The 12,483-nt window shown below is 68.0% G+C and carries 7 protein-coding genes and 1 pseudogene; 6 read left to right on the forward strand and 2 right to left on the reverse strand.

All coding sequences use genetic code 11. From position 1 onward, the window contains the following. Positions 1 to 93: 93 nt before the first annotated feature. From ACFWF1_RS10980 to ACFWF1_RS10990, 3 genes and pseudogenes are all read left to right on the forward strand, one after another. Positions 94 to 2,709, forward strand: a complete 2,616-nt coding sequence (locus ACFWF1_RS10980; RefSeq protein ID WP_379281606.1) for an AAA family ATPase — start codon at positions 94 to 96, stop codon at positions 2,707 to 2,709. A gap of 33 nt (positions 2,710 to 2,742) precedes the next feature. After that, positions 2,743 to 3,534 carry an adenylate/guanylate cyclase domain-containing protein gene (locus ACFWF1_RS10985; protein WP_379281607.1) on the forward strand — a complete coding sequence of 264 codons (792 nt, stop codon included), beginning with the start codon at positions 2,743 to 2,745 and terminating at the stop codon, positions 3,532 to 3,534. Continuing rightward, a pseudogene (locus tag ACFWF1_RS10990) lies at positions 3,423 to 4,142 on the forward strand (alpha/beta fold hydrolase); the annotation flags it as partial. The gene ACFWF1_RS10985 and the pseudogene ACFWF1_RS10990, both read left to right, overlap by 112 nt. A 67-nt stretch (positions 4,143 to 4,209) precedes the next feature. Here the strand turns inward: ACFWF1_RS10990 and ACFWF1_RS10995 are convergent. After that, the gene (locus ACFWF1_RS10995; protein ID WP_379281608.1) at positions 4,210 to 4,791 is read right to left on the reverse strand and encodes a helix-turn-helix domain-containing protein; all 582 of its coding nucleotides are present in this window, start codon (positions 4,789 to 4,791) and stop codon (positions 4,210 to 4,212) included. Positions 4,792 to 4,857: 66 nt separating this feature from the next. On the opposite strand from ACFWF1_RS10995, the gene ACFWF1_RS11000 reads away from it, so the two are divergent. The 3 genes from ACFWF1_RS11000 to ACFWF1_RS11010 all read left to right on the forward strand — a co-directional run bounded on the left by ACFWF1_RS11000 (position 4,858) and on the right by ACFWF1_RS11010 (position 8,827). After that, positions 4,858 to 5,868 (forward strand): alpha/beta fold hydrolase, encoded by a 1,011-nt coding sequence (locus ACFWF1_RS11000; protein ID WP_379281609.1) that lies wholly within the window; start codon positions 4,858 to 4,860, stop codon positions 5,866 to 5,868. A 188-nt stretch (positions 5,869 to 6,056) separates the two neighbouring features. Further along, entirely contained in the window at positions 6,057 to 7,436 is a 1,380-nt protein-coding gene (locus ACFWF1_RS11005) for a hypothetical protein (protein WP_379281610.1), read from the forward strand. After that, the gene (locus tag ACFWF1_RS11010; protein ID WP_379281611.1) at positions 7,436 to 8,827 is read left to right on the forward strand and encodes a PQQ-binding-like beta-propeller repeat protein; all 1,392 of its coding nucleotides are present in this window, start codon (positions 7,436 to 7,438) and stop codon (positions 8,825 to 8,827) included. Before ACFWF1_RS11005 ends, ACFWF1_RS11010 begins: the two co-directional genes overlap by 1 nt. A 229-nt stretch (positions 8,828 to 9,056) precedes the next feature. Here the strand turns inward: ACFWF1_RS11010 and ACFWF1_RS11015 are convergent, their stop codons facing one another. Next, positions 9,057 to 12,362, reverse strand: a complete 3,306-nt coding sequence (locus ACFWF1_RS11015) for a BTAD domain-containing putative transcriptional regulator (protein ID WP_379281612.1) — start codon at positions 12,360 to 12,362, stop codon at positions 9,057 to 9,059. Positions 12,363 to 12,483: the final 121 nt, after the last annotated feature.

A 12,483-nucleotide genomic window follows, 5' to 3' on the forward strand; every position in this document is an offset into this window, starting at 1 on the left:
CGTTGTCCGCGCCGAGATCGAGTACGTGAGTGAGCGGCAGCGAGTGAAGCAAGGGCACAGCACGACGGGGTCAAGCGTCAGCGAGGCGCGGTCGTGAGTTATCTGGTCGGGCGATCCGACGAGACGGCGCGACTGCTCGCGTTGCTGCACGAGGCGCGAGAATCCCGTGGCGGTGCCGTGATTCTGCTGGGAGAGGCGGGCATCGGCAAGAGCGCCCTGCTGGAACACGTGGCCAAGGCGTCCTCCGGTTTCTTGATCATGCGAGCCACCGGTGCCGAATTCGAGATGGAACTGCCGTATTCGGCCCTGCATCAACTGTGCGGTCCGGTGCTGGAACACCTCGATGCGCTGCCTGCCCCGCATCGCACGGCGCTGCGGATCGCGTTCGGCATGGAGACCGGCACCCCCGACCCGTTCCGAGCCGGCGCGGCTGCCCTCGGCCTGCTGCTCGAACATGATCGTCCCCTGCTGTGCCTCATCGATGACGCGCAGTGGCTGGACCACGCCTCGGCGCGGGCCCTGGCGTTCGTGGCTCGCCGGATCGGCGCCGAACGAGTGGCGATGGTCTTCGCCGCGCGCGACAGCGTGAGCGGATTGGATCAACTGCCCCGGGTGGATGTCGAGCGGTTGAGCGAATCCGAAGCCCGCGCCGTGCTGGTCCGCGAGATCCCCGCCTCGCTGGACGTGCGAGTGCGTGACCGCATCCTGGCCGAATCGCGCGGCAACCCGCTGGCCCTGGTGGAACTGCCGCGGTCCGCGGGATTGGCAGGCATGGCAGGCGGTTTCGACCTGCCCGCACCCCGCGCCGCCGAACGAAGCTTCCGCGCCCGCCTCGAGGTACTGCCGCCCAAGACGCGGCTGCTGCTGACCTTGGCCGCTGCCGAGCCGGTCGGCGATCCCGCCCTACTGTGGCCCGCGGCGAAGCTCTTGGGTGTCGAGGACGCGGCCGCCGACGAGGTGCCGATGGTCGAGTTCGGCACCCGGGTTCGTTTCATTCATCCGCTGGCCCGCTCGGCGGTCTACCAGGCCGCGACCACCGCCGAGCGCCGCCGCGCGCACGGCGCCCTCGCCCAGGTGAGCGATCCGGTGGCCGACCCGGACCGGGTCGCCTGGCATCGCGCACTGGCCAGCGTCGGCCCTGACGAGGACGTGGCCGTCGCGCTGACGCAGTCGGCGACCCGTGCCCGGGCGCGGGGCGGCGAGGCGGCCGCGGCCGCGTTCCTGGAACGCGCGGCCGCGCTGACGCTCGAGCCCGGCATGCGGTCCGAGCGAGTGCTCGCCGCGGTCGAGGCGAAACTGTCGGTCGGCGACTTCGGTGTGGCCGCCGAGTTGCTCTCCACGCTCGGCTCCGACGATCCGCGCGTGGATCTGCTGCGCGCTCGAATCTCCTTCGCCCGCTTCCGCGGTGGCGACCGGCCGACCGGCCATCTGCTGCGCGCCGCCGCTCGACTGAGCGACCGCGAGCCGGCCCGCGCGCGCGAGTACTACCTGGACGCGTGCGAGATGGGCACGCTGACCGGCGGCCTCGACGCGGTGATCGCCGCCGCGCGCACCGCGCCGGCCAACCCGGAACCGCATACCAGCGCGGACATCGTGCTGGACGGCGTGGTCGCCCTGGCCGTCGAGGGCCATCAGGCGGCCGCGAAGCTGCTGCGTCCGGTCGTTGCCGACGGGACCGGCGAGGTGTGGACCCGGTGGCCCACCCTCGGCTTCCTGCTCGCCGTGGAACTGTGGAACGCCGACGCCATGGCAGGCATCGCCACCCGGGTCACCGCGTCCGGCCGCGAGCTCGGGTCGTTTCATATGTTGCCGATCGGCCTGGCCATGCTCGCCACCGTCGCCGTGCACGCAGGCGACTTCGGTGCCGCGACCGCGATGATCTCCGAGGAAGAGGCGATCGCGGAGGCCACCGGCGCCGCCCCGCTCGTCTACCCGCGCATTCACCTCGCGGGTTTCCGGGGCAGGCGGGCCGAGGCCGAGGAGCTGTTCGCCGATGTCGGACCGCACATGACCCTCAGCGTGCAATACGCCACCGCCGTCCTGCACAACGGCCTCGCCGACTATCCCGCGGCATTGCAGGCGGCGCAGCGAGCCGTCGCGACCGGCGACCTCGGGATGGCGGGTCAGGCGCTGCCGGAACTGGTCGAGGCCGCGGTGCGCTGCCATCAACCGGAAACCGCCCGCACCGCGCTCGCGAGCTTGACCGAGCGGGCCGGCGCGGGCGGGCAACCGTGGGGGCTCGGAATCGAAATGTACGCAAGGGCTTTGGTGGATGACGACGAGGACTCCTACCGTCAGGCCGTGGCGCTGTTGGAAACGACGACGCTCGCGATAGCGGCGGCGCGCGCCCATCTGGTTTACGGCGAATGGCTCCGTCGTCAAGGCCGCCGTCGCGACGCCAGGGCCGAATTACATCTCGCCCATGAGCGACTGTCGGCGCTCGGCGCGGAGGCGTTCGCGGCGCGCGCGGCCGCCGAGCTGCGCGGCACGGGGGAGCAGACCCGCAGTCGATCCGCCGACGTCGCCGACACCCTTACCGTGCAGGAAGTCCACATCGCCCGCCTGGTCGCCGAGGGCGCCACCTCCAAAGAGGTTGCCGCCAAACTGTTCCTCAGCCCGCGTACCGTAGATGCGCACTTGCGCAACATCTTCCGTAAGCTCGGCATCACCTCCCGGCGGCAATTGCGCGACCTGCCCGCCCTCCGATAAGCGCGTCGACCACCAACTACGGCGGAGCACCTGATGATCGAGCTCGTACTCGCGGCGATCGCCGTGCTGGAGGCCGTCGGTCTGGTCGTGCTGTTCGTGTTGCTGACGCGCAGTCGCCGCCAGTTCGACGAGCTCCAGCGCAAGGTCGACAACCGGCAACTGCTGATGATCAGTGGCCGGGAGGCGGTGAAGACCGTGTGGGACACGGCGAACCTGTTGCGCAAGAAAGGATTCCGCAGCGCGGTACTCACCTCCATCGAGAACCTGGCGGGTTGGGCTCAGGTCGAGCGACCGGACCTGGCCGGACTGACACCCGACGGCCACGTCGTCCTCATGTTCTCCGATATCGAGGGATCCACCGCCCTCAACGAGCGGCTGGGCGACCAATCCTGGGTCAAGCTGCTCGAACGCCACGACCGGCTGATCCGGCACCGTGTCACCAAGCGCGACGGGCACATCGTGAAGAGTCAGGGCGACGGCTTCATGATCGCGTTCGCCGAGCCGGCGCAGGCGGTGCGCTGCGGCTTGGAGGTGCAGGGCGCGTTCGGCAACGGCGCCAAACTCAGTGGCCGCGAGCATGTTCGGGTGCGGATCGGCATCCACATGGGCAAGTCGGTCCGCCGCGGCGATGATCTGTTCGGCCGCAACGTGGCCATGGCGGCCCGGGTCGCCGATCAGGCGAGTGGCGGCGAGATCCTGATCAGCGAGCCGGTGCGCGAGGCGGTCGCCGACGAGCCCGATATCGCCGTCGTCGCCGAACGCGCGGTCGAGCTGAAGGGCCTGCACGGCACCCATCTGCTGTACACGGTCGACCGTGTGGGGTAACGGGCGTCGCCGACGCGGAACGCGCGCTGGACGCCCTCGGGCTCGAACGAGCGCACCTGGCGGGAAACTCGCTGGGCGGCTGGATCGCCATCGAACTGGCCCGCCGTGGCCGGGCCGACACTGTCTGCGCGCTCTCGCCCGCCGGGTTCTGGGAGGCGGGCGGCACCGGGCAGACTGCGGGCGTGCGGAAGCTGCGGCGAATGATCGCTCTCACCCGCCTGACTCACCGAATGCAGCCTCTCGCAGTGCATTCGCGACTCGTGCGCCGAATCGCAATGCGCGACATCGCTCGCCGAGCGGACCGGATCACGCCTGCGCAAGTTCTCGACGCGGCGCGAGACCTCCTCGGCTGCACGGTCATCGACGATCTACTCGGCAACCATGAACAGCTGGCGCCGCTGCCCGACCCGCCCTGTCCGATCACCCTCGCCTGGTCGGCACACGACGCCATCCTCCCCGTCGATGTCAACGGCAGCATCGCCCGCGAACGAATACCGCAGGCGCGCTTCGAGATCCTGCCCGGCGTCGGTCACGTGCCGATGATCGACGACCCGGCACTGGTCGCCGCGACAATCCTCGCCACCACCGGAGTGGCCGCGAAAGGGTGACAGGTCGAGCTCGGTGCGGCCGCCGCACCAGGGGGCGACGCAACTGAGGCCCGGCTCGATCAGCAGGTCAGGGCTTGGCGGTGGGGCGCACGTGTGAGCGGACACCGTGCAGGCCGAACAGGATGAGGAGCTCGACTGCGCGGCCGTCGGCGGTGCCGAGGAAATGCGGCAAGGAGGTGTCGAATTCGGCTGCCTCGCCGGGTGGCAGCGTCAGGTCGCGTTCGCCGACGACGAGCCGGAGGCGGCCGTTCAGTACGTACAGCCACTCGAAACCTTCGTGCGTCTGCAGTGTTGGCTCGAGCGGCTTCGGCTGCGCGGGAATCAGCATCTTGAACGCCTGGGTGCCGCCGGGACGCCTGGACAGCGGGATGAAGGTCATCCCGTGACGGTGGATCGGCTTCAAATGGATTCGCGGGTCGCCGGTGCGCGGGGCGCCGACGAGGTCGTCCAGCGGGACGTCGTAGGTGCGGGCCAGTGGCAGCAGCAACTCGAGGGTCGCGCGGCGCTGTCCGCTCTCCAGTCGGGACAGGGTGCTCTCCGATACCCCGGTCGTCGCCGCGAGATCGGCAAGGGTGATGCCGCGATCGCGGCGCAGCGCCCGCAGGCGCGGGCCCACCACGTCGAGTACATCTTCGGTTTCCCGGTCCACGAGACCATCTTGCCGGAACCGCAAGTTTGCGTGCCAAACTGCGGCGGTTCTGGCGAAGCTGGGCGCATGACCTCCTTTCGCCGCAACCGCCGATCTGTGCGAGCCATCGCGACTATCGCGCTCGCCCTCCTGCTCGCCATCGGCACTTCGGCTTGCGCCACATCGGCGGCCGATGTTCCGTCCTACGCCGTTGCCACGCAGCACGACCCCGGGTTCGAGAAGACCTTCCGGCACGAGTTCGCCGACGTCGACGGCGTCCGCATGCACTACGTAACCGGTGGCACCGGAACGCCGGTGGTACTGATTCACGGCTGGCCGCAGACCTGGTTCGGTTGGTGGCCGATCATGCCCGCCCTCGCCGAGCATCACACCGTCTACGCCATCGACCTGCCCGGTCTCGGCGACAGCACCGGTGCGCCGACCGGCTACGACAAAGCCACCCTTGCCCGATACGTGCACACCCTGATCGCCGATCAACTCGGCATCCGCGACGCCCGCGTTATCGGCCACGACTTCGGCGCCGCAGTGGCCTACCAGTACGCCACCCAGTTTCCCGCCGACACCACCCGCCTCGGCTACCTGGATCTACCGCTGCCCGGCCCCGCGATCGACGCTGCCACCTACCGAACCTTGAGCTGGCACATCGCCTTCCACTCACAACGCCGAGTCCCCGAGGCTGTGGTCGGCGACAACGTCCGCGAATACCTGTCCCTGTTCTACCCTCAGGTCTCGTTCGGCGGAACAGCTTTCGGCGGCACCTCCGACCGGTCACCGTTCACTGACGCCGAAATCACCGAGTATGCAAGAACTTACAGCCGCCCCGAAACGCTGTCCGACGGCTTCGAACTCTACCGCGCCCTCGAGAAGGACGTCCGCGACACGGTGGCGGCACCCCCGACCAATGTACCCACCTTGCTCATGACCGCTCAGGGCCAACTCGATCCGATCAGATCCACCGCGGCTCCCCGCATGATCAACATCGTTCGCGCTGTGGACGTTCCGCACGCAGGCCACTGGCTCGTCGAGGAGAACCCGCAGTTCGTGACTGTGGAGTTGCTGAGCTTCCTCAACGGCTGATCGGCCGAACGGCACTGCCGAACAGCTGACCTGCACGTTCTTCTGGATTCGGTGGTGATCCGCGGGCCAGAAGGCAGTCCTCAGGATGATGTGTCACCGCTGTGGGCTATCTTGCACGACGACCGGCGACTCGGCTGGGGCGCGTCTGGATGTGTTCCGCGTTCGGTGGATCTCAACAGGTAGGGGCGATGCAGGAGATGGAAAGCGGCGAGGATCGCGAGGCGAAGGAGCCGTCGCGGACGGTGACCGGGTGGACGGTGGCGCTGGTCTGCGTGGCGATCGTGGCCTGCGGCGTGATCGTCGGCGGGTTGTTGCACAAGCCGGAGCCGGAGTTGACGACCGCGCCCGTGCCCGCGTCGACCACACGCGCACCGGAGGTGGACAGGTCGTATGTCACTCCACCCGTGGTGTTTCCGGTGGACATTCCGGGGTGCGACGTGGTCCAGCCGCCGGGCGACGGCAAGTTGACGGGCTTCGCCGCGATCGACAATTTCGGTTACGACAATCCCGCGTATCCGTGGTTCTCCGGTCCGAAGGCGGTCGCGATGTCGCGGGCGCTGCAGGATGCGCTGCCCGACGGTGTCGCTCTCCCCTTCGCCGCTGCCGACCAGGCGCTGTTCTTCCGGCCCATCGTCGATCCGGACAACGGGTCCGGTGTGCGTCCCGACTTCGGTGGCTGGACCACGGCCAGCGGCGACCTTCGCCGCGGCGGTAAAGCAGGCGAGTTGATGGTGTCGGTCCGCAAGTTCGCCGCGCCCGTTCCGCCCTGTGTCGCAGGCGATCTCGACGAACGCAGGCACCTCCCCGACGGTACGACCGTCGATGTGCACGACACCTGGTACGCGGTCGGTAAGGTCCGCACCCTCACGCACTCCGCGGACGCGTACCTGACCGACGGCACCGTCGTCACCACCAGAGCCACCGACGCGGGCCAGGACAGCAGCCATTCCGGCACGGTGCCGCTGACCATCGACGAGCTCGCCGCCATCGCCACCGCCCCGGGACTTCGTGTCACCGCACCGGTGCCGTCGGGCACGCCGGACGTCCCCGAATCCTGCGGCACGGGGGTGGAGACCGGCACCACGATCGACCAAGACGCCGCGCACCGCCTGAACGCCGTGCTGGCGCAGATCTCACTCGACGGACTCACGCTCGACCGACCGCTGGGACAACTGCAACCGGCGAGCGCCATCATGGGCAAAGCGAGCGGAGTGTGTCAGGCCGTTCGGATAACAACGCCAGGGCGACAATCCAAGCTGAGCGTCGCGATCAGTGCGGGACAACCTCTTCCGGATCAATCGGCCGCGGCGTACGCGCCCTATGGTGAACGTGTCACGTCCCGGCAACTGCCAGACGGGGCGGTAGTCGAGAACCGGGAGTCGCGGTACACGAGAACTCCGAATCAGCCTGATGCACAGCCTATTTCGGTGACAGACCGCAATGTCACGGTCACCCGCCGGTCTGGCACCCGGGTCAAAGTGAGTTCCAACGCTGAAGGTTCCACCGACCCGCTGCCATTCGAACAGCTGGAGTCGATCGCCGTAACTCCCGGTCTGGAGGTGCGGTGATGGCATCGACTCCGGGCATGCGTGGTCTGATCATCGCCGCGGCGGCGGCCGTAATAGCCAGTGCCGGAGCCGTTATCGTCCTGATGCAGCCCGCCGACAGCACGAAGAAGATCACCGGAACAACGGAATCAGCTCCTGGTCTCGCGTGGTCGATCGACGCCGCCACCCATGGCGGCTCGAAGGCAGAGTTCCGTGATCCCACGGGCGGAACCGAATACGACATGAGCAACCCGGGATTCATCGACGCGGGCGACACCCTCGTCACCGTGGTCGCTACCTCTAGTGGCGGCAGGTGGCTACAGGATCCGAAGATGGTCGGCATCGATGCCACGACCGGCGCCGTGCGCTGGCAGGCCCCGGCCGACGACCTCGCCGGTTGTGCCCGCACCCCGGTCGACGGCCGTCTCGTCTGCTTCACCAGGCAGTCCGCCGCCGTCATCGGCTACGACCTCGCCAGCGGCAAGGTCACCCGAACATCAACGGATTGGAACGTTTTCGCGCTCGCGACGACAGCCGATCGCGTGTACGTCGCCGAAGGTGATGTCGAGTCCGACGACGTGCGCGTGCATTCCGGCACACTCGCCGACCTCGACGCGAACTGGTCCCGCCCGTTCGCCATGGGCACCGGTTGGGACGACATCGACCCCGACGTGCTGGACGTGTCCCACGGGCAGGGCCTGCTCACCCTCGGCGTCCAGGTCGCCGGATTCGACCTCGCCACCGGCGAACCCACCTGGACCTCGAACCTGGGCGGCTGTTCCCGCACCACCGCGACCAGCACGGCGCTGGTCGTGCGCACCGACTCCGACTGCGCCGCCCACCACATCACCGGCAGCACGGTCCTCGACCGCACCGGGCAGGTCCTCGCCACCAGCAATAACGAAGCCGCCCACTACCTTTCGCTCGATCAGCCCACCGACGACAGCATTCCCGTCCTGCTCGCCGACGGTGCCCATGATCGCCGCACCGGAAACCTCGTCTGGACCAGCCCCGACCTCATCACCAAGCTCCGCAATACGAACAGCGACAACGGCAACGCCACGATCGGTACCGCCATCGCGATCGTCGGCGACACCGCGATACTCCGGGATAGCGACGCACGCACCATGACCGGCCTGGACATGCGAACCGGGCGGCGCCTGTGGCAGATCCAGACCGACCGCTCCGGCACGATCAACGCATGGGACGGAAACGTGGTCATCCAATCCGACTTCACCGGACTGTGGGCCACCGACCCGAAATCCGGCACCACGACCTGGGAGATCCCGTTCCGCGCGGTGAACAAGGACCGTGACGCCCTCACCGGCGGCGGCCAGCTGACCGCCCGCAGCAACGGCCGCTATACCTACGCCGCCGCCCACACCATGATCGGCTTGCGCCCCATCAAGTGATAAGAGTGTGGATTGTGTGCAGGGTTTGTGTAGCCGACCTGTCGCACGAGTGATCTGGGTGAGACTGGCCGAGTGAACGAGACGTGGGGCGGGGTAGTGCTCGCGACTATCGCCGCCGTACCGGCCGCAGGTGTGGCGGCATGGTGGCTAGCGCGGCGGCACGGTTGGCCGCCACTCATCGGTCGACGACGTGCTGTTGAACGCGGTCGGCGCCTACCTGGCCGCGCTGTCAGTGCACCTCTGGGTCCGCCATCGCGGCCATCGCCGCCGCGCGCTGCGCGGGCGAGATGCCGCCGCGGATCAGGTCCGCGGCGCGGCGGAACTCGGCCGAGCGTAGTTCGGCGGCGCGCGTCGCGGTGGCCGCGAGGAACGTCGAATCGATGCTGGAGACGTGATTGGCGATGCGCTGGGTTTCCGGAATACCAAGGCCGGCAGCGATCTTCAGCGCCGCCTTCCAGCGTTGCCTGGCCACGGAAAAGTGCGCCGAGCAGTAATTGACCGTCGCGATGGCGTCGAAGGCGAGCACCTCTTCATACGGCGAACCGGACGCGTAGGCGATGTGCAGCGCCCGCTCGTAGTGGCCGAGTGCTTCTCGATACTGTCCCTGCCTGCGATGGACATCGCCGATACCGAGATGCGTGCAGCACTTGAGGATCAGATCGTTGTTGCGTTCGGCCCGCGCCAAGGCCGTCCGCAGGCTGTCGAGCGCCGCGTCGTACTGCTTCACGGCGCAATAGACATTGCCGAGTCGAATCGAAAAGTAGTTGTGGAACAAGGTATTCGACGGCATCGGCGTCAGCGACTTCCGCGCGTCCTCCAGGTGCACGAGCGCGTCGTCGTATCGGCCGACCCGCATATCGGTGTCGCTGATCCGCATCAACGCGCAGGAGCGCAGATAAGGATCGCCGGTCTCGTCGGCGAGCCGCACCGCCTGCCGCAGATAGTCGAACGCGTCATCGTAGAGACCCATCCGCTCGTGGACCTGCCCCAAGCCCTGTAATGCGTAGCCCTCCATGAACTTGTCACCGGACGAACGCGACAGCGACAGGGCCTGGTGGTAACCCATCAGGGCATCCCGATACCGGGCCAGCCGGAAGTAGACCAGCCCGCTGTGGTGCATAGCCCTTGCCGCACTGGCATAGTCGCCCATGCCATGGGCCAGCCGTACCGCATCGTCGAGCACGACCAACGCCTGCCGGCAATGCCGCATCCGCCACAGCGTGTAGCCGAGATTGACCAGCAGGCGGCACTCTTCCGCCTGTTCACCGCTGGTGCGCGCGCTTTCGACCGCATCGAAGTGCAAGGTGATGGCGTCGTCGGAGCAGCGCAGCCCGGTCACATAAGGCCACCACAGGATCTCGGAGAACAGCCCCGTGTAGTCCGACCAGCGGCCCCTGGTCGCCTCACGCGCGATGGCCAGCAGGTTGAGCCGCTCGCTGTGCAACCAGGCCACGCATTCCTGGTGACTGGCCAGCGCGGGCATCGGCGTCACCGGCCTCGGCAGGTCGACGATGCGACTGATCCGATCGGGGAGGATCTTGCTGCCGACCGCCCACGCGGCATACCGGTAGTAGTCGAACAGTCGCGTCAGCGCGGCACCGCCGTCCAGATCGGACGGCTCGACCAGGGTCGCGGCGTAATCACGCACCAGGTTGTGGAACCGATACCGCTCGGAGACAACCTGTTCCAGCAGATGCACATCGACCAGCGCCTCCAGAATCTGCTCGGCGGCATCGATCCCGATATCGGCCAGGGCGGCGGTGGCATAGGTATCGAAGTCGCGACCCGGGTGCAGACCGAGCAGTCCGAACGCCCGCCGTTGCTCGGTGGGCAGGTCTTGAAAGCTGGCGGTGAGCGCGGCGGCCACGCTGCGCGATCCCGCGGACAGATGCTCGAGGCGGTTGCTCGGATGTCGAAGCCGTTCCGCCAACCGATCGATCGGCCAGACCGGCCGCGCGCGCAGCCGACCGGCCGCAATGCGGATCGCCAGCGGCAGGTAACCACACAGCCGAACGGTCTCGGCCACCGCATCGGGCTCCGCCAGCACGCGATCGTCATGGACGATGGCGGCGAACAGCGCCGTCGCGTCCTCGGGCGAAAGCACGTCCAGCGACAGGGATTTGGCGGCCTCCAGGTCGACCAGCCGGCGCCGGCTGGTGATCAGCACCAGGCAGCTCGCCGTACCGGGGAGCAGCGGTCGAATCTGCGCGGCGTCGGCGACATTGTCCAAGACGAGCAGCGCCGAAAGGGCCGCGATCTCGGTGCGCCACAACGCCGCTCGGGCATCCAGGTCCGGCGGTATCGACTCGCTGGGCACCCCTACCGCGCGCAACAGCCGGTCCAGCGCCACCATCGGATCGATGGGCGCGCTCTCGGCGGCGTGCCCGTGCAGGTCGAGATACAGCTGGGCATCGGGAAACTGGTTACTGAGTTGATGGGCGGCATGAATCGCCAGCGTTGTCTTGCCGACTCCGGCCATGCCGTCGATGGCCTGGATGAAAACGGTCGGCCGGGCCGCTTCCGGCGGTATGTCGGTGAGCAGCCGACCCATTTCGGCGGTGCGGCCGGTGAAGTCCGCGATATCACCGGGCAATTGGTTTCGGCTCTCGGGTCGAGATTCTGTTCTGCCCATGGCGGACGCGATCGCGGGAGCTGTTTCCGCGGCCACGCTCGCGGTCGGCCACGACGACTTCTGGTCAATATCGGCGAAATCTACTCCACCGTAACCGGATTCATTCCGACCGGTCTGTGTTGGCGGTTCCTCGGCCGGTGGTTCGATCTCGTCGCGCAGGATCCGCCGGTGCAGTTCGCGGAGTTCGCGTCCCGGCTCGATCCCGATCTCGTCGGCGAGCCGCCGCTGCGCGTCCTGGAAGACCATCAACGCCTCGGCCTGGCGGCCGCAGTGGTACAGCCCGAGCATGAGCAGCGTCCGAAACCGTTCTTGCAGTGGGTAGGAGCTGACCAGCGGCGCGAGCTCGGCGACGGCCTCGGCGTGCTGGCCGCGGGCCAGCTTGATCCCGGCGCGGTGCTCGAGCGCGGCCAGGTAGCGCTCCTGCAGGCGCCGGCGTTCGGCCTCGATGGTCGGACCCGCCAGACCGCTGAACGGCTCACCGCGCCATAGCGCCAGCGCCGCGTCGGTGTGCGTGGCCGCGGCGGCGAGGTCGGCGTCGCGCCTGCATCGCTCGGCGGTCGCGATGAGCCGGTCGAACGCGACGTGGTCGGACAGCGACGGGTCGCCGTGCAGCACGTATCCCGTATCCGCCCGTACCAGTGCGGGTTCGGCGACCCGGCGGCGCGGCGCCAGGGCCCGGCGCAGGCGGCTGACGTAAGTCTGTACTCCGTTGCGCGCGTCACTCGGTGGGTGTTCGCCCCATACGCCATCGATGATCGCGTTCATCGATACTGGACGGTTCATTTCTAGCAGTAATGCCGCGAGCACGGCCTGCTGCTTCGCAGGCCCGAGCTCGATTTCACGGTCATCCCACCATGCCGTGAACGAGCCGAGCACGCCATATCTGATCTGTGTATGCGCCATGGACAAGCCCTCCTGAACCATGTGCTGCCAGCGATGAGCATAGGGGGCGGCGGCCTCGCTCAACGCGGGATCGGTGGATAGTTACCACTTTGACCAGTCATTTACGCACTAGTACAGCCGC

This window comes from Nocardia sp. NPDC060255, assembly GCF_042727395.1.
Taxonomy (GTDB): Bacteria; Actinomycetota; Actinomycetes; order Mycobacteriales; family Mycobacteriaceae; genus Nocardia.

Bases quoted from the DNA above. Each gene is read 5' to 3' on its own strand.
- ACFWF1_RS11010 (WP_379281611.1), top strand. From the start codon at position 7,436: ATGGCATCGACTCCGGGCATGCGTGGTCTGATCATCGCCGCGGCGGCG.
- ACFWF1_RS11005 (WP_379281610.1), top strand. From the start codon at position 6,057: ATGCAGGAGATGGAAAGCGGCGAGGATCGCGAGGCGAAGGAGCCGTCG.
- ACFWF1_RS11000 (WP_379281609.1), top strand. From the start codon at position 4,858: ATGACCTCCTTTCGCCGCAACCGCCGATCTGTGCGAGCCATCGCGACT.
- ACFWF1_RS10985 (WP_379281607.1), top strand. From the start codon at position 2,743: ATGATCGAGCTCGTACTCGCGGCGATCGCCGTGCTGGAGGCCGTCGGT.
- ACFWF1_RS11015 (WP_379281612.1), bottom strand. From the start codon at position 12,362: ATGGCGCATACACAGATCAGATATGGCGTGCTCGGCTCGTTCACGGCA.